Below are 24,253 nucleotides of genomic sequence, written 5' to 3'. Positions count from 1 at the left end.
TCGCTATATTACAACAAAAGAGCCGTGAGTTTTACTTCTCTTTCTTCTATAATGAGCAAAATTTTGTTTTATTTTGTTTCATGAAAATCCATCTTATTCAGCGCCAAATCACCTTAGATTTCGATAACCAAACTTCCCTGCTTAACTTTTTAGAACAACATCAAATTCACCATGAATATCAATGTCGTTCAGGTTATTGTGGTTCTTGCCGCGTGAAGATCAAAAAAGGCAAGGTTTCCTACGCTGAAGAGCCCCTTGCCTTTATTCAACCCGATGAGATTTTACTCTGTTGTTGTCGGGTGGAAACGGATATTGAATTGGAACTGTAATTCATTAAAACTTAACGAACTCTGCCTGTATGTAATTTTACTATTTTTTAGGTGCTATTAAATAACTAAAAAATATAATTACAAAAAATATAAATACTGAAGGTTTAAAAGTGTCTTCAAAGATAAACCTATAGTTTATATTAGGTGCCTCTAAAACAATTCCAGTGACTATAATCGCTATAGATATACCCAAATAAATAGCTAAAAAAGCAATAAGTAAGGAGAAAATAGTCTTCATCTTTTTCCTGTCTAAATCAAAGATTCATCATACATAAAAACATAACGATCCACACATAACATGTACGGATCATTATTTAATAAGTGAATTAAAAAATCCTATCTACTCTCTATAAATTATTCAAATCTAATACATCTGTCATATCAAACAATCCGTGAGATTGTTTTTCTAACCATTTACCTGCACGCACTGCGCCATTTGCAAAGGTCATACGACTTGATGCTTTGTGGGCAATTTCAACGCGCTCACCGATATCTGCAAACCAGACACTATGTTCACCCACGACATCAGAGGCACGAATGGTAGAGAAACCAATTTCATCACGTTTGCGTTCGCCTGTAATGCCTTCACGACAAAATACGCCGTGCGTTTTTAAATCACGTCCAAGAGTTTTCGCAATGTGCTCGCCCATAGAAAGTGCCGTACCCGATGGTGCATCCACTTTATGACGGTGATGCGCTTCAATGATTTCGATATCGCAATAATCGCCCATCACTTTGGCGGCTTTTTCTAATAGTTTAAACACCAAGTTCACGCCTACGCTGAAGTTTGAGGCAAATACAATAGCGATTTTTTCTGATGCGGCTTGAATAGCGGCTTTACCCGCATCATCAAAACCTGTGGTACCAATTACCATTTTTTTGTTATGAGCGACACAAAATGCAATATGCTCAAGCGTGCCTTCCGGACGCGTGAAATCAATCAACAAATCAAAGTTGTCTTTTTCTGCATTTAAATCATCTGAGACTTTGATACCTAATGCACCAATACCTGCAAGCTCACCGGCATCTGCCCCTACCAAAGAGGAGCCTTTACGCTCAAAAGCAGCACCTAATTCTGTTCCTTCTGCATTATGTACGGCTTGAATTAATTGACGCCCCATTCTTCCGCCAGCGCCGGCGATCGCAATTTTTAATGTCATATTTTGTCCTTTTTAATCAAATTAAAGCGTGTTGAACGCCACTATAAATTAAATATATTCCGAAGAAAATAAAAATCAGCCCTGCTGCATTATCAATATAGCGACTATATTGGCTATAAAACTGTTTTGCAACAGAACGAGAGAAAAGCACCGAAATGATGTAGAAATATAAAAAGGTTTCTACGGTAATCACGGCAAGTGCGGTCAAAATTTGTGATGTTTCAGTAATATTCACTAAAACTAATGACATCACACTGCTAAAATAAATCACCACTTTAGCATTAGATAAATTGACCAATAAGCCTTTCATAATGCTCGTTAAGGTTGATTGATTTGGCACATTTGCATTCTGCTTTTCATCAAAGACCGCATTGCTTTTCACTTTTGCCATTTTTATGCCGAGATAAACTAAATACGATCCACCAAGCATCATCACAATGCCTTGAATAATTGGCATGGTGGCAAAAATAATGGCGAGTCCTAAAACGGCAGCCGTAGCCCAAATTAATACGCCAATGGTAATCCCAATCACGCCACCAATAGCTTCTCGGCGAGAACTCATGGCAGAAATTCGGCTGACATAGAAAAAATCTGGACCTGGCGAAAGTAAACCAACAAGATGAATAATCATCAAATTTAGCATGGTAAGCCTACAATGCGTAATATCACGATCACGATAACAGCATAGATTGCTGCTAAAACATCATCCACCATAATCCCAAAACCACTTTCCAGTTTTTGGTCAAAATAACGGATGGGATAAGGTTTTAAAATATCGAAGAAACGGAACAGTACAAAAGCAATGACAATCCAAGGCAAGGATAAAGTTGGAATTGCAGCTAGCACAATAAATACCCCAACAAATTCATCCCAAACAATGGAGCCGTGATCATGAACACCCATATCATCTGCGGTTTTTTGACATAGGTAACAACCAAGCGCAAAGCAAAGTGCGGTCAAAATTAAGAAAATTTTTATTCCAAGGCAAGCTAATAATGCCGAACCTAAAATCGTTCCAGCTAAACTTCCCCATGTACCCGGTGCTGGACGAATGAGTCCTGAACCGAAACCTAATGCCAGTAAATGAACTGGATTTTTTAAGCTGACTCTATCAAGTGGTGAACTATTCATTATTTATCCTTAAAATGATCGAAACCAGACGGCGCTTGATAATTGATTACACGTCCATCTTTTAAAAAAGTAATCGGATTGTTATTTTGCTGAACAATTTTTCCGATACAGGTACAAGGTGCATTCAACGATTGAGATAACTTCTCAATCTCAGATTTTTTATTTGTGGGAACCGTAAAGCAAAGCTCATAATCTTCCCCGCCACTTAATGCAAACGCTTCTGCTTTTTCTAAGCTATATGTTTTTTTGAGTGATGTGGAGAAAGGCAAGGTTGATAATTCAATCTCAGCTGAACATTGGCTTCTCGTTAAAATATGCCCTAAATCGGCAACGAGACCATCTGAAATATCAATGCATGAATGCGCTACATTCACTAAGGCTTGACCTAATTCAACGCGTGGCGTCGGGTGAAAATGGCGTTTTACTAAAAATTCAGTATCAAAATCGACCGCACTTTTACCCTGTAAGATCCAATTTAAACCCGCCGCACTATCACCTAACGTGCCCGATACATAAATTAAATCTCCAACCTTCGCGTTATGTCGGAATAAAGCCTTTCCTTTTGGTACGAAACCTTGCGCTGTAATGGTTACAGAAAGTGGGCCTTTTGTTGTATCGCCACCAATTAACGTCACATCATATTGATTTAATGTATCAAATAGACTTTGACTAAATTGGCTTAGCCAGTTTTCATCAACTTCAGGTAATGTCAGTGCAAGAGAAATCCAAGCAGGTTTAGCGCCCATAGCAGCTAAATCACTTAGATTTGTCGCGATAGCTTTATAGGCTAAATCTTGGGGATAAATAGAAGATAAAAAATGCGTGCCCTCGACCATTGTATCGGTGGTAATGGCAAGCTGATAGCCTTCTGGAATATGAGTGATCGCACAATCATCCCCAATACTGAAATCAACAAAGTGTTGATTGCCTTTTTGTATTGAGAAATATCGCCCTATAAGATCAAATTCACCCGTACTCATTTTATCTACGCACCAAAAAACAAAGGGCAGACATTTGTCTACCCTACATTTGAATAATTATTTGCGACCTAATGCAGGAGCGACTTTATCCAATACACCGTTAATGTATTTATGGCTTTCATCTGCACCAAACACTTTCGCCACTTCAATTGCCTCATTAATCGCCACTTTATACGGGACATCTGGTTCAAATTGAAGTTCGTAAACCGCTAAACGCAAAATCGCTTTTTCAATCGGATCTAATTCATCCAACGTGCGATCTAAATAATGGCTCATTGAAAAATCAACGGCTTCTACATTCGCAACAGTTTGACGGAAAAGGCGGCTAAAATAAGGTTTATCCACACCTTTTAAATCTTGATCTACAACGAAAGTAAGTTCCACTTGTTCTGGTGCATTACCAGAGAGTGCCCAAGAATATAATGCTTGAACCGCACATTCTCTCGCTCTACGACGTGGCGATACTTTTTTTACAGGTTCTTTTTTCTCTGTCATTGGAATTATGCCGCATCAATTTGTTGTAAAAGGTTCACCATTTCAAGTGCAGTTAATGCTGCTTCTGCACCTTTATTACCTGCTTTAGTACCTGCGCGCTCGATAGCTTGCTCAATGTTTTCAGTCGTTAAAACACCGAATGCCACAGGAATTTCAGCTTGCATTGCTACTTGACCTAAACCGCTGCTTGCTTCGCCAGCCACATATTCAAAGTGAGCTGTACCACCACGGATTACCGTACCTAGTGCGACGATTGCATCAAATTTTTTGCTTTCAGCTAAACGACGTGCCACTAATGGAAGTTCATACGCACCTGGTGCACGAACGATTGTGATATTCTCATCTTTCACTTGGCCGATACGTTTTAATGCATCTACCGCACCTTCTAATAAACTTTCATTAATAAAACTGTTAAAACGAGCAATCACCACTGCAATTTTAGCATTTGGCGCAGCTACCGCACCTTCTAAAACTTTCATACTTTTTCCTAATCTGAATGAACAATAAATTTGACGGTGGATTTTAGCATAAAAAGAAACCCTGTGGAAATAATCCGACAGGGTTTTCTATGAGAGGAAAAGAACTTACTTCTCGAGTTTTAACGGCTCAATTTTCCAGATATTTTTCGCATATTCAAGAATCGTACGGTCTGATGAGAAGAAGCCCATGTTCACCATATTTTGAATGGTACTTGCTATCCATGCATCACGATCTTGATATTTTTTATCTACCGCTTTTTGTGCTTCCACATAACTGCGGAAATCAGCAAAGGATTGATAATAATCGTGGTATTGCAAACCTTGAATGAGAGAGTGATAACGGTTCGGTTCTTCCGGTGAGAAATCACCACGAATGATTTGGTCAATGACTTCACGTAACTGCTCGTCATTTTGATAATAATCAAACGGACGATAACCTTCGCGACGTAATGCTTCAACCTGTTCAACCGTATTACCAAAGATAAAGATATGATCCTTACCAACGTTATCTAAAATCTCAACGTTCGCACCATCAAGTGTACCTAATGTTAACGCACCATTTAAGGCGAACTTCATGTTACTGGTACCTGATGCTTCTGTTCCTGCAAGAGAGATTTGCTCAGAAATATCTGCAGCAGGAATGATCAATTGTGCAAGACTTACGCTGTAGTTCGGGATAAATACAACTTTTAAACGACCTTTTAAGCGCTCATCGTTATTGATGACATTCGCGACATCGTTAATTAAACGAATGGTTTGTTTTGCCGCATAGTAAGCCGAAGCCGCTTTACCCGCTAAAATAAATACGCGTGGCTGCCAATCTTTTTCTGGGTGTGCCAACATTTCGTTGTAACGAGCGATAATGTGTAACACATTAAGCATTTGACGTTTGTATTCGTGAATACGTTTTACTTGAACGTCAAATAATGCGTGTGGATCTAAATCGATGTTAAGTGTTTTCTTCACATATTGTGCTAATTTCACTTTGTTATCGTATTTGATATCTGCGACAGCACGCTTAAATTCACCTTTATCTGCAAACGCTTTAAGTTTTTCAATTTGGCTTAAATCGCAACGCCATTCAGAACCGATATATTGATCAAATAAAGCCGCTAATTTAGGGTTCGCTACTGCAAGCCAACGACGTGGTGTAATACCGTTTGTCACATTGGTGAAACGTTCTGGATAGATACGAGCAAAATCAGCAAAGGTTGAAGAAACCATGAGATCTGAGTGGATTGCTGCTACACCGTTTACTTTATGAGAACCGACAACAGATAACCAGCCCATGCGAACTTTACGTTGATGTCCTTCCTCGATAAGTGATACACGACGGATAAATTCCATATCGGTGGTGACATAAGTTTTCACATACTCAAGGAAATGATCATTGATTTCAAAAATCATTTGTAAGTGACGAGGTAAGATTTTCGCCATCATTTCTACCGGCCAGGTTTCTAATGCTTCTGACATTAAAGTATGGCAAGTATAAGAGAAGATACGACGAGTCACATCCCAAGCGTTTTGCCATGAGTAACCGTGTAAATCGATTAAAATACGCATCAACTCAGGAATGGCTAATGTTGGGTGGGTATCATTTAAGTGAATCGCCACTTTATCTGCTAAATTATCTAACGTGCCATGTGTTCTTAAATGGCGACGAAGAATATCTTGTAAAGACGCTGATACTAAGAAGTATTCTTGACGTAAACGTAATTCACGACCATTCCAGGTAGAATCGTCTGGATAAAGGACACGAGAAAGGTTTTGGTTAGCTGAACGCGTTGCAACTGCAGCTAAGTGATCACCACGGTTAAACTCGGCTAAATCAAACACCTCACCACCATGAGCAGACCATAAACGCAACGTTGATGCTGAATCATTTTTATAGCCAGGAATCATTTGGTCGTATGCAAGTGCGGTCACTTTTTCAGCTGGATTCCAAATACATTTTTTGCCTTCAAAATAAATATGACCACCAAAATCAATGCTAAAACGTTTTGATGGACGCATAAATTCCCAAGGTGCACCTTTTTCTAACCAATCATCAGGGCGTTCAACCTGCTGACCATTTTCAATTTTTTGACGGAACATACCGTATTCATAACGAATACCGTAGCCCATTGCAGGAATAGCCAACGTTGCAAGGGAATCCATAAAACAAGCAGCAAGACGACCTAAACCACCATTACCTAAACCAGGATCCACTTCTTTTTCAATAATCTCTTCCAAATCAACATTTAATTCAGCCAAGGCTTTTTGTGCCACATCATAAATGCCTTCTGCAATCATCGCATTAGAAAGTGTACGGCCGATTAAGAATTCCATAGAAAGATAATAAACACGGCGAGTTTCTTCTGCACGAGATTGGCGTGCAGTCGTAATCCAACCTTCTGTCACTAAATCACGTACCGCATGAAGGGTTGCATTTAACCAGTCACGTTGACTCGCCTCTTTTGGCGAACGACCGATTAAGAAAATTAATTTATAAACAATTGCTTTTTTTACGCCTTCAACATCAATGCTAGGTCGATTATAAAGAAATGGCGAATCAAAATTGTCCATGATCATAGAAAGTAAAACCTCAATAAAAAAACCGCGCAAATTTTAAGCTTTTTTAGAAAAAAAACAACAAAAATCCCCCTTCAAAGGCGATTATTTTTGAAGGGAGAGTCAATCCATTGAATTATTGGTTTAAAATGCTTAAATAGAGTTGCTCATATTGAGCGGCGGCATTTTTCCAACTAAAGTCCTGTGCCATGGCGTTATTACGAACCATCGCCCAAACACGTTGTTTTTGCCATAATGCAAAAGCATGTTGGATAGCGTTTCGTAAATCATCAGCTTCGGCTTTTTGGAATACAAAGCCTGTTGCAGTACGCTCTTTAATGGTTTCGCTTGTACTGTTCGTGACAGTATCGGCTAATCCTCCTGTTGCGCGAACAAGCGGCAATGTGCCATATTGCAAGCCATACAATTGAGTTAATCCACAAGGTTCAAAACGGCTTGGTACTAAAATGACATCACCACCCGCAACCATTAAATGTGAAAGCGCTTCATCATAGCCAATTTTTACTGCAATATGTTCTGGGTAACGTTGTGCTAATTGGCAAATTCCCTCTTCTAAATGTTTAGCACCGGAACCGAGAATCGTTAGTTGACCACCTTGTTTAACAATTTCATCCGCTGTCGCAATCAGTAAATCTACGCCTTTTTGTTCTGTTAAGCGAGTCACCATCACAAATAAGAGTGCATCTGGCTGTTGTGGTAAATTGAAATAAGCTTGTAAATCGGCTTTATTTTTTTTCTTACTCGCGATAGATTTCAATTTATAGTGATGCTGAATATAAGGATCACAGCTTGGGTGCCAAATTTCTTGATCCACCCCATTTAAAATACCCGTCAACTTACCCGCTTCACGTAAATCTGTTAACAACCCTTGTAAGCCATACGCAAAGTCTGGTGTAGTAATTTCTTTCGCATAAGTTGGACTAACAGCTGTCACCATGTCGGAATAATAAAGTCCTGCTTTCAAATACGAAATTTGACCAAATAACTCTAGACCATCAACATGGAACATGCCTTCCGGTAAGCCAATTTCATATAGGTGACGATGTGCGAATTGTCCTTGATAAGCAAGGTTATGAATCGTAAATACTGATTTTGCTGGACGACCTTTATTGAAGAGATAAGCTGCCGCTAAACCTGCATGCCAATCATGAGCATGCACCACTTCAGCTCGCCACCAACTGTCTAAGCCTGTCGCAAGCTCAGCACCCACCCAGCCTAATAAAGCAAAACGCTTATAGTTATCGGCATAATCATTGTAATCGGTATCATGATAAGGATTCCCATCCCGCCAATAAAGATGTGGCGCATCAATCAGATAAATCCCTACTCCATTGTATTCACCATAACGCAATACAATATGACCTGCAAAATTATCAAATTCTGTCACAACATACGTATTCTCAATGCCCGCAGAAATTTTTGGATAAGCCGGCAACAAAATACGTGTATCAATACCAATTTCTTTTTGTGCAAAAGGTAACGCCCCTAAAACATCGGCAAGTCCGCCAGTTTTGAGTAAGGGATACAGCTCCGAGCAAACATGTAAAACTCTCATAATTTTCCTTTTATACTTAAAATTGTGCTGTCATTGATAACAGCACAATCTTTTTAGTTCATTAAAAATACTGTCAAAATTGACCGCACTTTAATCCAAATGTTCTTCGTTTGTGACTTCTTCACCCTGCAATTTTTTCAACATTGCTGATGTAACAAGTACAACTTTACCAGTAGAACTCACACGGAAACGTTTACTATCTAGGGCTTTATCTACACCGATTTCCATACCATCTGGAATAATACAATGGCGATCAATAATACAATCTTTCAACGTACAATTTTTACCAATGTGTACTTGCGGTAACACAACGCAGTGATCAACAGAGGAGTCTTCATCAATTTTGATTTTATCAAACAACACAGAATTACTAATAGATGCATCAGTAATCACACAGCCACCACCGATAAGTGAGTTATCCACCGGTTTGACATTGGCTTTTTTATAGAAGAATTTAGATGGATAAGCCTGTACTGGATTACCGCGGATTGGCCAGCTTTGATCGTAAATATCTAATTGTGGATTTTCTGAAACTAAATCGATGTTGGATTGCCAGAAACTATCAAGTGTACCCACATCACGCCAGTAAATCTCACCTTCAGTATTTCTGCCCATGCAAGAACGGCTGAATGGATGTGCATAAAGCACGCCTTCTTCCAAGCATTTTGGCAAGACATCTTTACCAAAGTCATGAGATGTGCAAGGTGTATTCACTTCTCTATCAAGCATTTTATAGAGATATTCAGCATCGAAGACATAGATACCCATTGACGCTAATGATGTATCCGGTTTACCAACCATTGCTGGTGGATCTTTCGGTTTTTCAACGAATGCTTTCACTTTCAGATTTTCGTTTACTGCCATCACACCAAATTCACTTGCTTCAGAACGAGGCACTTCAATACAACCCACCGTACATTTTGCACCGCTTTTCACGTGATCCATTAACATCACGCTGTAATCTTGTTTATAGATATGGTCGCCCGCAAGGATCAAAATGTATTTCGGACGATAGTGATTGCGAATAATCGCCATATTTTGATACACCGCATCCGCCGTACCACGGTACCAAGTGGAGTCATCAATTTGTTGGCGAGCCGGTAACATATCAACGAATTCACCGCGCTCTTGCGGTAAGAATGACCAACCAGTTTGTAAGTGGCGTAACAAAGAGTGAGCAGCATACTGAGTCACGACACCGATGCGATTAAGACCGGAGTTAATACAGTTGGAAAGCGCAAAGTCAATAATGCGACGATTACCGCCGAAATATAATGCAGGTTTCGCACGTTTATCTGTTAATTCATGTAAACGAGAACCACGACCACCGGCTAAAATAAGCACTAAAGTATCTTTAACCAATTCATATTTATTAAGATCACTTTTCATAACAAACTCCATAGTTTTAATCCTCCATATGTTCCAACACTTCAAATGCCACACCACTCACATCACATTGTTGAATCACTCTGTTTCCAATTTCTGCAATCTTTTTCCATCTTCCATTTGGTAAATAAAAAGATTGCGCTTCAGTTTTTGCATTAATTAAGAAAAGGTAGCGACCATCCAACATCACTTGTAAGGCTTTTCTTTCCCGATTATGCCAATCGTCTAGGGTCATCGGGCTTCCACCACAATTCAACCACGCGACATTTTCATCCGACCACCAAGCGTCCTGCTGCAAACTTTGAATTTTTTTTCGTAATGCAATGGTTTGCTTGGTAAAGTCAAATAAGGTTTGGTTAAAATCATCCCACTTTAACCACGTAATTTCGTTATCTTGGCAATAAGCATTGTTATTGCCATATTGGCTGTTGCCGAACTCATCTCCGGCAAGCAGCATAGGTACACCATTTGCCAGTAATAAAGAGCCTAATAAGCCTTTTTCTGATAAAACACGGTTATTTTCAACCGCACTTTGCCATTCATCTGCTAAATCGAGTTGAGAACCTTCAACTCCATGATTGTAACTATAGTTTTCATTCCGTCCGTCACGGCCCTCTTCACCGTTAGCTTCATTATGTTTATGGTTATAGCTCACTAAATCTCGCAACGTAAAACCATCATGGGCTGTAATAAAGTTCAAGCTGCCATGTGGTAATCGACCTTCGCGGTTAAAGATATCGCTAGATCCCGCAAAACGCTCTGCAAAAGCCCCCACTTCACCACTTTGCCATAACCAAAAACGGCACATATCATCACGAAAACGATCATTCCATTGAGAGAAATAAGCGGGAAAATATCCGACTTGATAGCCGTAATGACCAATATCCCAAGGTTCTGCGATTAATTTAATTTGTTGTAGAACGTCATCCTGTTCCATTTCTGCAAACAATTGTGCATTTGGATTGAAATCAGGTGTTTCACGACCAAGCACGGTGGCTAAATCAAAACGGAAACCATCTACATGGCATTCTGTCACCCAATAACGTAAGCAATCTAATACCCATTTTCGAGTGACATCATTGGCAAGATTGAGCATGTTGCCGCAGCCTGTCCAGTTGGTGTAGTCACCATGCTCGTTTTGCCAGTAATAGGTTTTATCATCAATACCGCGCTGACAAAATGTTGGGAATGTTTTTTCAGATTCTGCCGTATGGTTAAATACGACATCCAAAATCACTTCAATGCCCGCTTGATGCAAGACTTTTACCATGCTCTTAAACTCATTCAAAGGCTGTTTTTGATCAGCTGCGTAACTCGGTTCTAAAGCAAACATGGCTAGTGGATTGTAGCCCCAATAATTACGTAATCCTTTTTCTTGCAAATGCGGTTCATCAATGAAGAAATTGACTGGAAGCAATTCAAGGCTGGTAATACCCAATGATTTAAAATAAGCAATATTTTCAGGGTGTGCTAAAGCCGCATAAGTCCCCCGAATATTTTCTGGAATACGTGAGTTTAATTGGCTAAATCCTTTAACATTCAGTTCATACACAATGGTTTGAGCCCAAGGAATAGACGGCTTACAATCCCCTGACCAATCAAAACGCTCATCCACAACACGACCTTTAGGCGCAACTGATGCATTATCTCGTTCATCATTTAACAAGAAAATTGAGCGAGCTTCTGGTGAACTTAAATCTGGTTTATGAGTGACCGCTTTCGCATAAGGATCAAGCATTAACTTTTGCGGATTGGCTAAAGTGCGGTCATTTTTGCCTGTGATTCTGAAAGCATACTCATCATTCAGCTCAACACCTTCAATTGCCACATGCCAAATATCATCGGTTCTGCTCATGGCAAAACGGCTTTCTTTGCCATCACGGAACAAGCAAAGTTCAATGGCATCCGCCGCACTAGAAAACAGCGCAAAATTTGAAATTTTTAGGCCGTTTTCCAGCGTTTGCGAATACCCCATTGGGGAAGGTTTGCCATTGTTATAAATACTAAACATCGTGTTCTTCGCTATTGTTATGCTTTATATTTTAAATAGATCGTTGCTAATGGCGGAATTGTCACGCTAATCGAATTGTCACGCCCGTGACTTGCGATCGCTTCGCTTTCTACCAAGCCAAAATTACCTACGTTTGAACCTTGATAATACATTGAGTCAGTATTCAAAATTTCTTCGTATTCACCCGCTGCATTCACACCGATACGGTAACCTTCACGTGGCACAGGTGTGAAGTTACTAATCACGATAATGCGTTCGCCATTACTACTTTTACGTTCAAAAGCAAAGACTGAATTTTCAGCGTCATCTACGACTAACCAATTAAATCCTTCAGGTTCGCCGTCTAACTCAAAGAGCGGTGCATTGTTTTGATAAACGCCGTTCAAATCTTTAACTAATTGCAATACGCCTTTATGCCATGGACCACCATGATTTTCGTCAAGTAAGAACCAATCCAAACTTTCTTCATAATTCCATTCACGACCTTGAGCAAATTCATTACCCATGAATAACAATTTCTTGCCTGGATAGCCCCACATATAACCGTAGTAAGCACGCAAGTTAGCAAATTTTTGCCATGCATCGCCCGGCATTTTGCCGAGTAACGAGCATTTGCCGTGTACCACTTCATCGTGAGAAAGTGGTAATACAAAGTTTTCACTGTATTGATAAATCATCCCAAAGGTCATTTTGTCATGATGATAACGACGATAAACTGGATCAAGTTGCATATAACTTAGGGTGTCGTTCATCCAACCCATGTTCCATTTGAAATTAAATCCAAGCCCGCCATTTTCTGTCGGATGGGTTACGCCACCGAAAGAAGTGGATTCTTCCGCAATAGAAATAGCACCTGTCATTTCTGAATGGATTTTCCAGTTGGTATGTTTTAAGAACTCAATAGCTTCTAAGTTTTCACGACCGCCATATTGATTCGGGATCCATTCCCCTTCAGCACGGCTGTAATCGCGATAAATCATTGACGCTACCGCATCCACACGAATACCATCCACACCAAAGCGTTCTAACCAATACAGTGCATTACTAGATAAGAAGTTTTTCACTTCATTACGGCCATAGTTATAAATCAAGGTATTCCAGTCTTGGTGATAGCCTTCACGAGGGTCAGCGTGCTCATATAAGGCTGTACCATCAAATGCCACTAAACCATGTGTATCACTTGGGAAATGCCCCGGCACCCAGTCTAAAATCACATTAATGCCCGCTTTGTGTGCTTTTTCGACTAAGCGTTTAAAGCCTTCAGGTGTACCGAAACGGCTAGTTGGAGAGTACAAACCGATCGGTTGATAGCCCCAAGAGCCATCAAATGGGAATTCGGAAATCGGTAAAAACTCAATATGGGTAAAGCCCATGTGTTTTACATAAGGAATAAGCTCATCGGCAATTTGGTCGTAATCAAGCCAGAAATTATTTTCTAAATTACGGCGCCATGAGCCCAAATGTACTTCGTAGATAGAAATAGGTTGGTTACGTTGGTTCGCCTTACGACGCTCCTCTGTCATTTCTACCACATCTGGCAACATGCTGATTTCTGACGCAGTATCCGGACGTAATTCAGAGCTAAATGCATAAGGGTCGGCTTTTAAACGGAGATTACCGTGGCAATCAATTAATTCAAATTTATAGCGTTGACCAAGGCTAGCTTTTGGTAAGAATAATTCCCACACACCACTTGCTGGATGGAAACGCATTGGATGACGGCGACCATCCCAATAGTTGAAATCACCCACCAATGAAACGCGTTTAGCATTCGGAGCCCATACACGGAAATTCACACCTGGCACACCATCACATTCGGTAAAGTGTGCACCTAATACTTCATACGGACGTAATAACGAACCTTCAGCCAACAGCCATTGGTCTAAATCATTAATCATCGGATGGAAACGGTATGGATCTTCAATAAGATGCACATCCGATCCCCAATACACTTTAAATTGATAAGCAAAAAAGTGGTTCACATTTGGCACAATAGCGGAGAAAAAGCCTCGCTCATCCACTCTTTCTAAAGCAACCACCATGGATTGAGTTTCTTTATCAATCACTTCGACTTTATCTGCATCAGGTAATAAAGCGCGGATCTCAATACCATTGTGGGTTTCATGCATGCCTAATACTGCAAAAGGATCAGCCTGTTTGCCATCAAAAAATGAATTGATTACTGATTGGGCGACTAATTTCGTCATTACATACTCCTTTATGCTTTGCGAGCTTGATTAATTTGAGCAAAAAATGTCTTTAAGTTTTCGTCATTAAAAATCAGCTCTAAGGATTGTCCGAGTTTCTTCTGCCAGTTTGGATATTCTGTTGAAGTCCCTGGCAGATTGAATGAAATTTCTTGTCCGATTAAGTTCTCTAATTGAACACCAATTAAAGCGCTTTGACTGTTGGCCAAATAGCGATGAATTTGGCGGTTAAGATTATCGTGCATCGCCATACTTAAAGCGTCACCGTGATAATCTGGTGGTAAATAGCCGTCACGATGCAAGCTATCAATCATGGCTTGTTTATCAATGACCCGCTGATCATATTTTTCTTTTAGTACATCGCCTTTTAAAATATTGAGTTCATCAAACAACGCTAAATCACGACAATGCCAGAAACTTTGCAAGGAAGGCACATCATGTGTACCAATCGTCGCATAAGCATGACGTGGGAATTCATTCGCATGTGGATATTGGCGATTACGTTGAGCAAAATACAACACAAAATACGAGAAAATTCGAAACTCGTTTAATTTCCACCGCACTTCATCTGGCACTGTACCTAAATCTTCACCGATGATTAAACATTGATTGCGTTGGCTTTCGATGGCTAGAATTGCCATCAACTCATCAAACGGATAATGCACATAAAGGCCATCTGCCGCTGTTTTGCCTTCTGGAATTAACCATAAACGGAATAAGCCCATTACGTGATCAATACGTAAAATACCAAAATGCTGCATATTCGCACGAAGCATCGTAATCACTGCGGCAAAGCCTGTGGCTTTTAATTGGCTTGGATTGTAAGGTGGTAAATTCCAGTTTTGACCGACTGGACCAAGCGGATCTGGTGGTGCACCCACCGAGGCTTTCACGCAATAAAGCTCAGGTTGCGACCATACATCCACACTACCGCGTGAGCTATTTACCGCTAAATCACCATAGATACCTAAACGCATACCTACTTTTTGGCAAAGATGTTTTAGGTCATTCAATTGTTGTTCAGTTAGCCATTGCAACCAAGCGAAAAAGTCAATTTCCGATTTATATTGTTTAATTAATGCTTTGCGTTTTACAGCAGTGAGATGTTGCCATTCTTCACGCCAACCCAACCAACCAATAGTGTTTTCTTCAGCTTGTTGATCAGCATGTTCAATTTTGTCTAAAACATTAAATAAGCCTTGTAAAAACAATGCCTCGCCTTGCTCTTTTTGATAAGCCGCAAACGCTTCACGACGTTTGATAATTGCGGCAGATTTACTGCGTTGACTAAAGGCAAAGAGTTGTTCAAGTGCGCTTAGTTTTAATTCAGTTACTGCACTGTAGTTGACGGTATCTTGATCGCGCAAAGATTGAATTAAGTTAGCGATATCCTCAGAGTTAACCCAATTTTGTACTGATTTTGCCAATTTAAATTCTGGCAATGCCGTTACATCAAGATAAATAAAGTTCAACCAACGACGAGAGGAAGAGCTATAAGGGCTCGCCCATTCTGGTACGGATGGATAAAGTAAATGTAACGGGTTAATTCCGACAAAATCCGCGCCATGTTCGGCACTTTTCTCAATCAAATACGCTAAATCTGAAAAGTCACCAATACCCCAGTTATGTTTTGAACGTAGGCTATAAAGCTGAACATTCACACCCCAGGCTTTTTGTTGTTCTAATAAAGGCGGTTGATACGCTGTTCTTGGTGAAACCAAAATTTGAACCGAGAAAGTTTGTTGGGCGATAAAAATCACCAAACGATAATAGCCAAAAGGCAAAGCAGGCAACGAAAGTGCGGTTGAATATGGAATTGTTTTTTCAAACTGAATTTGGTTTTGCTCGTCGAGCAATTGATAACGCAAAGAAGCATCAGGAGGAGAAGAAAACGCGGTTAAATCATACTGAATCGGTTCGTTTTCAAAGGCACATATTACATCTTGGAACAGTTGATTTTGACCAGTATTCGGCGGAAATTGCAACTGCTCGATAAAATAATCAATAGAACTGGGCGATGCATAAATTAAATGCCCGTCAATATCATAATGGGAAAGTGAAATGCCAAGTTTTTCAGCGGATTGTTTAATGGATGAGGTCATTTGCATACACCTGATAATATATCTACATAATACTTATTAAGTATTATAGGTAAGCACAGTTGAAATACAATTGCCAATCTAGCAAATTGTGACCTAAATCAAAAAACGAAGTTTGAAGAGAATAAAAAAGCACCTAAATCAGAATTATTCGGTTTCAATGACAAATTCAAACCAATCAATGACGTCTTCTTCGTGTATGCCATCTTGAATTAAAATGCCTGCTTTTTTCACAGAATTAGGATCGCCGCTAACTAATGGATGCCATTCGGGCAAAGGTTTCTCCTCATACAATAAACGATATGCACAGGTATTCGGCAGCCAACCAAAATCAGGCAAATTCTTTTTGGTTAATTTCGTACAATCACTTTCGATTTTAAAACGTTCAGGATAATTACGACACTTCCCTGTTTCCACATCTAATAGATTGCAAGCAATGCGCGTGTAATAGAGCTTTTCACGCTTGCCCCGCCCTTGGATATATTTTCGATAACAGCATTTTCCGCAGCCATCACATAAGGCTTCCCATTCGGATTCTGTCATTTCAAGGAGCGATTTTTTTTGCCAAAAATGAGATTCAAATTGCATAGTGAAACCAATAAAAAAGCGCGGTCAAAATTTACGTGATTTTTGACCGCACTTTGTTGTTTAGAATTAGAAGCCTTCTTTTAAGCTTACGGTTAAGTTAAACACTAAGTGCTCTGGGCGGCTATCTTTGTTATCCGCACAGAAATAACCTTCGCGTTCAAATTGGTAACCTTTTTCTGGTTCCGCATTTGCGAGGCTTTGTTCTACAAAACCGTGTTTTACCACTAAAGAGGTTGGATTTAACACGCTTTCGATTTCTTCCGCTGCACCTGGGTTTGGTACGGTGAAGAGACGTTCATATAAACGGAACTCCGCTGGGTGATTATGTACTGCAGATACCCAGTGAATTACCCCTTTTACTTTGCGTCCATCTGCTGGATTCTTACCTAATGTTTCTGGATCGTAAGTACAGAAGATTGTAGTGATTTCTCCATTTGCATCTTTTTCGACACGTTCAGCTTTAATCACGTAAGCGTTACGTAAACGCACTTCTTTACCTAACACTAAACGTTTATATTGTTTGTTTGCTTCTTCACGGAAGTCTGCGCGATCAATATAAAGCTCTTTCGTAAACGGTAATTGACGCTCACCTAATTCAGGACGATTCGGGTGATTTGGGGCCGTTAAGGTTTCTTCGCCTTCAAAGTTTTCAATCACAACACGAACAGGATCAATCACCGCCATTGCGCGTGGTGCGTTTTCGTTTAAATCTTCACGAATGCAGGCTTCAAGTGCAGAATACTCTACGACGTTATCTTGTTTAGTTACACCAATACGACGGCAGAATTCACGTAATGAAGCCGGTGTATAACCACGACGACGTAAACCTGAAATCGTCGGCATACGCGGATCGTTCCAACCATCCACAATACCTTCATTCACTAATTTTAATAATTTACGTTTAGATGTTAACGTGCCTTCTAAATTCAAACGTGAAAATTCATATTGATGCGGTAATGGACGTTCAATACTAATATTGTCCAACACCCAGTCATATAAACGACGGTTATCTTGGAACTCTAATGTACATAAAGAGTGTGTAATACGCTCAATCGCATCAGAGATACAGTGAGTAAAATCGTACATTGGGTAAATGCACCATTTGTCACCGGTTTGGTGATGGCTCGCAAATTTAATACGATAAAGCACAGGGTCACGCATGACCATAAATGGTGAAGCCATGTCGATTTTTGCACGAAGACTTAATGTACCTTCAGCAAATTCGCCATTTTTCATTCTCTCGAATAACGCTAAGTTTTCTTCTACGCTGCGATCACGATATGGACTGTTTTTGCCCGGCTCGGTTAATGTACCACGATACTCACGCATTTCATCTGGAGAAAGTTCATCCACATACGCTAAACCTTTTTCGATTAACTCAATGGCATAGCCATAAAGTGCATCGAAGTAATCAGACGCATAACGCGGTTCGCCTTCCCATTTAAAGCCTAACCATTCCACATCGGCTTTAATGGAATCCACATATTCCACATCTTCTTTCACTGGGTTGGTATCATCAAAACGTAGGTTACATAAACCATTATATTCTTTTGCTAAACCGAAGTTTAAGCAAATCGATTTTGCGTGACCGATATGCAAATAGCCGTTCGGCTCAGGTGGAAAACGAGTATGAACGCTTTTGTGTTTACCTGAAGCTAAATCTTCATCAATAATTTGAGTAATGAAATTGTGTGTGCGGGTATTTTCCGCATTTTCTAGAGTGTGTTCTGTATTGCTCATAAATTTCTCAATAAATTGAAAATAATTACCCCATTCTATACGAAAAGTCTGACGTTGTGAATTTGATCCCAAAACTAACCGCACTTTCATTAAATTAAGACTGAATTTTTGAGGATTTTTAAGTCTAATTTGAAGATTTTTCGTGCAAACTGAAAAGTTTACCTTTAAAATACACTTTTACTGAACAAACGTTCATTTTTTTTATTTAGGATGACAAAGTCTTTATGAAAAAACGCTTTTTTATTTTACTCGGATTACTCGTCGCTGCTGGTGCGGCTTATTATTTTTTCTCTAGCAATAGCAAGCAAGAAACCACTTATCTTACTGAATCGGTTACACGTGGTAATGTTGAAAAAACAGTTATCGCTTCTGGTTCAGTTGAAAGCGTGAATGAAGTCGATGTCGGCGCCCAAGCTTCGGGTAAAATCACCAAACTCTATGTCAAGTTAGGGCAAGAAATCAAAAAAGGTGAAATGATCGCTGATATTGATTCCACAACCCAAATTAATACCTTAAATACCAAAAAGGCGGCATTGGTTAGCTATCAAGCACAATTAAAAGCGAAGAAAACCGCTTACGATGTTGCCCTTTCAAGCTATAACCGCTTATCAAAACTTTATACGCAAAAAGCGACATCTTTAGATAGTGTAAATACGGCTAAAAGCACGCTTGATAATGCGAAAGCTGAAATGGAAGCCATTGAAGCCAATATCAAACAAGCTGAAATTGAAGTGAATACCGCTGAAACCAATGTGGGCTACACCAAAATCACTGCACCAATGGATGGCACAGTTATTTCAGTTCCCGTTTCTGAAGGTCAAACCGTTAATGCCAACCAAACGACGCCAACAATTGTGACCATTGCTGATTTAAGTAAAATGAAAATTAAGCCTGAGATTTCGGAAGGTGACATTACCAAAGTCAAAGCAGGTCAAGAAGTCAGCTTTACTATTTTATCAGATAGCCAAACCGTATATCACTCCGTCATTGATTCTGTTGATCCAGCCAATACCACGACAAGTGATAGCTCTTCAACATCATCTTTAAGTAGCTCAAGCAGCTCCACAACCAGTGCGATCTACTATTACGCTAATGTTTTAATTGATAACCCTGATCGTACTTTACGCATCGGGATGACGACAGAAAACAACATCAAAATTGCCAACGCCAAGGATGTGTTATTGGTTTCCAATATGGCTATTCAAAAACGTGATGGCAAAAGCTTTGTGAATGTATTGAATGATAAAAATCAATCTGAACCGCGTGAAGTTGAAATCGGCGTTCAAAATGATTTCAAAACTGAAATCAAATCGGGTTTAAACGAAGGTGAAAAAGTCATTGTGTCGCAAGTTGCGAATGGTGAACAAGTTGGCTCTATGCCTCGTGGTCCAAGAATGTTCTAAAAGTGCGGTAGAAATTTAATGAATATTATTGAAATTACGGATCTCAACCGTTACTTCGGTGAAGGCGAAAATCGTGTTCATATTTTAAAGAATGTCGCTTTAAATATAGAAAAAGGCGATTTCGTCGCGATTATTGGGCAATCGGGTTCCGGTAAATCGACCTTGATGAATATCATCGGATGCTTGGATACGGCAACCAGTGGTTCTTACAAAATCAATGGGAAAGAAACCATTGAATTAAGCAAAGATCAACTTTCAGATTTACGTAGCCAAAAATTCGGCTTTATTTTCCAACGCTATAACTTATTGTCGAGCTTGACCGCAGCAGAAAACGTCGCCTTGCCTGCAATTTATGCGGGGATGTCGCAAGAAAAACGTCTTTCTCGTGCAAAACAACTTTTAGAAAAATTGGGCTTAGGCGATAAATGGCAAAATAAACCAAGCCAGCTTTCTGGTGGTCAGCAACAACGTGTGAGTATTGCGCGTGCGTTGATGAATGGCGGTGAAATTATTTTAGCCGATGAACCCACTGGTGCATTGGATTCACAAAGCGGTCAAAATGTGATGGAAATTCTGCGTCAATTACACGCAGAAGGCCACACTATTATTATGGTAACCCACGACCGAGAAATTGCCGCCAGTGCGAATCGCGTGATTGAAATTAAAGATGGCGAAATCATTGGTGATACGCAAAAAGAAGCGGTAAAAAGTGCGGTCGAAAATCCAACCAAATCTAAACCGCACTTTGGGTTCAGCAAAGATCAATTTGTTGAAGCCTTTCGTATGTCTGTGAGTGCGATTATTGCCCACAAAATGCGTTCTCTTTTAACTATGCTCGGGATTATTATCGGGATTACGTCTGTGGTTTCCGTCGTGGCATTGGGAAATGGTTCACAGCAAAAAATCTTGGAAAATATTCGAGGAATTGGGACGAGCACCATAACGATTTTTAATGGTACAGGCTTTGGCGATCGTCGTGCTGAACAAATGCAAAATCTCACGATTAATGATGCTACTGCATTAAATCAACAAAGTTATGTGCAAAGTGTGACACCAAATAGTTCATCAAGTGGCACATTAATTTATGGTAACCAAACTTTCTCCTCGACCAGTTTAAAAGGTGTAGGCGAACAATATTTTGATGTAGATGGATTAAAACTAAAATCAGGCAATTTATTTTCTGCTCAAGATGTTGCTGATAACAATCAAGTAGCCTTAATCGATGAAAGTGCGAAAAAGTCGATTTTCCCTGATGAAAATCCTATCGGCAAAATCGTGATGTTTAATAAACGTCCACTACGTATTATTGGCGTGGTATCTGATAAACAAATGGGCGGGGCAAGCAGTTCACTTAATCTCTATGCCCCTTACACTACCGTGATGAATCGTATTTCGGGCAGCAAAAAAATTGGTTCGATTACCGTAAAAGTAGATGATTCCGTGAATACGACTGTCGCTGAAAAAGGAATTACTGAATTGCTCACTATGCGTCATGGTAAAAAAGATTTCTTCATCATGAATAGCGATACCATTAAACAAACTATTGAAAGCACAACCGGCACGATGAAATTGCTCATTTCCTCTATCGCCTTTATTTCATTAATCGTTGGTGGTATTGGTGTAATGAATATTATGTTGGTTTCTGTGACAGAGCGAACTAAAGAGATTGGTGTGCGCATGGCTATTGGCGCGAGACAATTTAACATTCTGCAACAATTTTTAATTGAAGCCGTGTTGATTTGTTTAATTGGCGGCGTGACGGGCATTCTGCTTTCGGGCTTAATCGGTCTGCTATTTAACGTATTTATGACGGACTTTACGATGGCATTCTCAACTGGCTCAATTGTTGCAGCGGTGGTCTTCTCTACCCTGATTGGTGTGATCTTCGGTTATATGCCGGCAAAACGTGCAGCACAATTAGATCCAATTACCGCCCTTGCGAGAGAATAAAGAAATTTTGTAAAACTCAAAAGAGCGGTTAAAATTCTCACTAATTTTTGACCGCACTTTAATTAAAAAGAAAGGAAAAAATCCATGTTAAAAATGAAAAAATTAACCTTAGCAATCGCGATGGCAACTGCTCTAGCGGGTTGTGCTAACATCGGCGATTCTTATAAAGCGAGCCAGCAGGATTACCAAAATTATGCGGAAATCACCAAACAATTTAATGTAAAAGAAAACTGGTGGGCACTTTACAATGATTCACAATTAAATCGTGTAGTAGAACAAGCATTAGTTAATAACAAAGATTTAGCCAAAGCGTCTGTCGCCGTAAACCGCGCTCTATATAATGCAAACCTTGCAGGTGCGAATTTAATTCCTGCATTTAGTGGTTCAACCCAATCTTCTGCAAGTAAAAATGTAAAAACAGGTGGCAGCTCAACCATCAGTCATAAAGGTGCATTAAATGTGAGTTATACGTTAGATCTATGGCAACGTTTAGCGGATACCGCTGATGCCGCCGAATGGTCACACAAAGCAACGGCTGAAGATTTAGAAGCAACGAAACTGTCACTCATCAACTCTGTTGTGACAACCTATTATCAAATTGCCTACTTGAATGACGCGATCAGCACCACGCAAGAAAGCATTAAATACTACAACGATATTAGCAGCATTATGCAACGCCGTTTATCACAAGGTGTTGCGGACAGCGCAAGTGTAGATCAAGCACAACAAGCGGTATTGAATGCACGTAACAACTTGATCAACTATCAAACACAACGTAAAACTGCAGAACAAACTTTACGTAACTTACTGAACTTAAAACCAGAAGAAGCATTAAATATCAACTTCCCACACATTCTTAATGTGAAAAATGTGGGCGTAAATTTAAACGTTCCAGTTTCTGTGATTGCGAATCGTCCTGATGTGAAAGGCTATCAATATCGCTTAAGCAATGCATTCAAAAATGCAAAAGCAACTGAAAAAGGTTGGTTCCCTGAAGTCACTTTAGGCGGTAGCTTAACATCAAGTGGCACCAAAGTCGGTAATGCATTGCACAATCCAGTTGGTACAGGTTTAATCGGCATTAGCCTACCATTCCTCAACTGGAATACGGTAAAATGGAACGTGAAAATCTCTGAGGCAGATTATGAAACCGCACGTTTAAACTATGAGCAAAGTATTACTAAAGCCTTGAATGATGTAGATACCAACTACTTCGCCTATACACAAGCACAAAGTGCCTTTGCTAACTTGCAAAAAACACACAGCTATAACCAACGTATCACCAAATACTATCGTGATCGTTACAATGCGGGTGTATCTGAATTACGTGAATGGCTCGCCGCGGCAAATACAGAGAAAAGCTCTCAACTTTCTATCTTGAATGCGAAATACAACATTATTCAAGCAGAAAATGCCGTATATAGCTCAATGGCAGGTTATTACTCTCGTTAAAATTATGATTAAGGAAGTTTCGGCTTCCTTAATTTTTTTTATGGATATGCAAAATGAAAAAACAGCTGACTTTTTATTTCATTCGCCATGGTAAAACCGTTTGGAATACGGAGGGTTTAATGCAAGGTCATGGCGATTCCCCTTTAACCGAAGAAGGCATTAATGGTGCGAAAAAAACAGGTATGGCACTTAATCATATTCCTTTCATTGCCGCTTATTCTAGCGTATTAAACCGTACTATCGCAACTGCCTCTCATATTATTGGTGAACGTGATATTCCCCTTTTCCATCACCAAGGTTTAAACGAACAGTATTTTGGTTCTTGGGAAGGTAAAGTTGTTGATACGTTAAGAGAACACCCTGAATTTAAACAGCTAATTAAAGATCCCGCCAATTACAAAGCTCAAGTAAATGGCGGAGAAACATTCGAACAATTAGGCAAACGTGCCATGAAAGCATTACAGGATATTATTAAGATCCACGATCAAGGTAATATTCTTATTGTGTCGCATGGCCATACCTTGCGTTTATTACTTGCCTTGTTAAACGGCGCAACGTGGCAAAATCACCGCGATGAAGATAAATCGGTATCGCTCATTAATACCTCAATTAGTGTTGTACATTATGACGATGAGAACGGTTTTCGCGTTGAGAAAATAAATGATGCGGATCATTTAAAATAAGCAAATTTAGCCAAAAAATAACCGCACTTTGGAT

19 protein-coding genes are annotated in these 24,253 nt (G+C 39.7%); 5 read left to right on the top strand and 14 right to left on the bottom strand.

From position 1 onward, the window contains the following. The first annotated feature begins 80 nt into the window (after window positions 1-80). Complete coding sequence (yfaE, locus tag INQ00_RS07260; protein ID WP_014065311.1) at window positions 81-329, top strand: class I ribonucleotide reductase maintenance protein YfaE; 249 nt, start codon at window positions 81-83, stop codon at window positions 327-329. Window positions 330-676: 347 nt separating this feature from the next. Here the strand turns inward: yfaE and dapB are convergent, their stop codons facing one another. The 14 genes from dapB to glnS form a co-directional block, all read right to left on the bottom strand. Continuing rightward, complete coding sequence (gene dapB, locus INQ00_RS07255) at window positions 677-1,489, bottom strand: 4-hydroxy-tetrahydrodipicolinate reductase (protein ID WP_197546641.1); 813 nt, start codon at window positions 1,487-1,489, stop codon at window positions 677-679. 16 nt (window positions 1,490-1,505) lie between these two features. After that, complete coding sequence (locus INQ00_RS07250) at window positions 1,506-2,132, bottom strand: LysE family transporter (RefSeq protein WP_197546640.1); 627 nt, start codon at window positions 2,130-2,132, stop codon at window positions 1,506-1,508. After that, complete coding sequence (locus INQ00_RS07245) at window positions 2,126-2,620, bottom strand: phosphatidylglycerophosphatase A family protein (protein WP_420026370.1); 495 nt, start codon at window positions 2,618-2,620, stop codon at window positions 2,126-2,128. Before INQ00_RS07245 ends, INQ00_RS07250 begins: the two co-directional genes overlap by 7 nt. Next, window positions 2,620-3,600, bottom strand: a complete 981-nt coding sequence (gene thiL / locus INQ00_RS07240) for a thiamine-phosphate kinase (protein WP_197546639.1) — start codon at window positions 3,598-3,600, stop codon at window positions 2,620-2,622. Before thiL ends, INQ00_RS07245 begins: the two co-directional genes overlap by 1 nt. A gap of 57 nt (window positions 3,601-3,657) precedes the next feature. Next, window positions 3,658-4,095: a transcription antitermination factor NusB gene (nusB, locus tag INQ00_RS07235; RefSeq protein WP_049364133.1), complete on the bottom strand. Its 438-nt coding sequence runs from the start codon at window positions 4,093-4,095 to the stop codon at window positions 3,658-3,660. A 5-nt stretch (window positions 4,096-4,100) separates the two neighbouring features. Continuing rightward, a complete protein-coding gene (gene ribH, locus INQ00_RS07230; RefSeq protein ID WP_005695997.1) occupies window positions 4,101-4,574 on the bottom strand; it encodes a 6,7-dimethyl-8-ribityllumazine synthase in 474 nt (157 codons plus the stop codon). 105 nt (window positions 4,575-4,679) lie between these two features. Continuing rightward, on the bottom strand, window positions 4,680-7,145 hold the full coding sequence (locus INQ00_RS07225; RefSeq protein ID WP_197546638.1) for a glycogen/starch/alpha-glucan phosphorylase: 2,466 nt from the start codon (window positions 7,143-7,145) through the stop codon (window positions 4,680-4,682). 115 nt (window positions 7,146-7,260) lie between these two features. Beyond that, entirely contained in the window at window positions 7,261-8,700 is a 1,440-nt protein-coding gene (glgA, locus tag INQ00_RS07220) for a glycogen synthase GlgA (protein WP_197546637.1), read from the bottom strand. 90 nt (window positions 8,701-8,790) lie between these two features. After that, window positions 8,791-10,089 carry a glucose-1-phosphate adenylyltransferase gene (gene glgC / locus INQ00_RS07215; RefSeq protein WP_197546636.1) on the bottom strand — a complete coding sequence of 433 codons (1,299 nt, stop codon included), beginning with the start codon at window positions 10,087-10,089 and terminating at the stop codon, window positions 8,791-8,793. 16 nt (window positions 10,090-10,105) lie between these two features. Then, entirely contained in the window at window positions 10,106-12,097 is a 1,992-nt protein-coding gene (glgX, locus tag INQ00_RS07210) for a glycogen debranching protein GlgX (protein WP_197546635.1), read from the bottom strand. Between the two features lie 17 nt (window positions 12,098-12,114). Continuing rightward, window positions 12,115-14,304 (bottom strand): 1,4-alpha-glucan branching protein GlgB, encoded by a 2,190-nt coding sequence (glgB, locus tag INQ00_RS07205; protein ID WP_197546634.1) that lies wholly within the window; start codon window positions 14,302-14,304, stop codon window positions 12,115-12,117. A gap of 11 nt (window positions 14,305-14,315) precedes the next feature. Further along, on the bottom strand, window positions 14,316-16,412 hold the full coding sequence (gene malQ / locus INQ00_RS07200) for a 4-alpha-glucanotransferase (protein ID WP_197546633.1): 2,097 nt from the start codon (window positions 16,410-16,412) through the stop codon (window positions 14,316-14,318). 138 nt (window positions 16,413-16,550) lie between these two features. Then, window positions 16,551-16,991 carry a YcgN family cysteine cluster protein gene (locus INQ00_RS07195; protein ID WP_197546632.1) on the bottom strand — a complete coding sequence of 147 codons (441 nt, stop codon included), beginning with the start codon at window positions 16,989-16,991 and terminating at the stop codon, window positions 16,551-16,553. 66 nt (window positions 16,992-17,057) lie between these two features. Beyond that, window positions 17,058-18,731, bottom strand: coding sequence for a glutamine--tRNA ligase (gene glnS / locus INQ00_RS07190; RefSeq protein ID WP_197546631.1), 1,674 nt, complete (start codon window positions 18,729-18,731; stop codon window positions 17,058-17,060). 224 nt (window positions 18,732-18,955) lie between these two features. On the opposite strand from glnS, the gene INQ00_RS07185 reads away from it, so the two are divergent. The 4 genes from INQ00_RS07185 (at window position 18,956) to INQ00_RS07170 (ending at window position 24,219) form a co-directional block, all read left to right on the top strand. Next, window positions 18,956-20,134 (top strand): efflux RND transporter periplasmic adaptor subunit, encoded by a 1,179-nt coding sequence (locus tag INQ00_RS07185; protein ID WP_197546630.1) that lies wholly within the window; start codon window positions 18,956-18,958, stop codon window positions 20,132-20,134. Between the two features lie 18 nt (window positions 20,135-20,152). Continuing rightward, window positions 20,153-22,084, top strand: a complete 1,932-nt coding sequence (locus INQ00_RS07180) for a MacB family efflux pump subunit (RefSeq protein ID WP_197546629.1) — start codon at window positions 20,153-20,155, stop codon at window positions 22,082-22,084. Between the two features lie 84 nt (window positions 22,085-22,168). Further along, window positions 22,169-23,536, top strand: a complete 1,368-nt coding sequence (gene tdeA, locus INQ00_RS07175) for a toxin/drug exporter TdeA (RefSeq protein WP_197546628.1) — start codon at window positions 22,169-22,171, stop codon at window positions 23,534-23,536. Window positions 23,537-23,589: 53 nt separating this feature from the next. Beyond that, the gene (locus INQ00_RS07170; protein ID WP_197546627.1) at window positions 23,590-24,219 is read left to right on the top strand and encodes a histidine phosphatase family protein; all 630 of its coding nucleotides are present in this window, start codon (window positions 23,590-23,592) and stop codon (window positions 24,217-24,219) included. The last annotated feature ends 34 nt before the right edge of the window (window positions 24,220-24,253 follow it).

This window comes from Haemophilus parainfluenzae (assembly GCF_014931275.1).
GTDB lineage: Bacteria > Pseudomonadota > Gammaproteobacteria > Enterobacterales > Pasteurellaceae > Haemophilus_D.
Note: the sequence above shows the minus strand (reverse complement) of the source record. Positions and strands in the feature narration are given on the sequence as shown.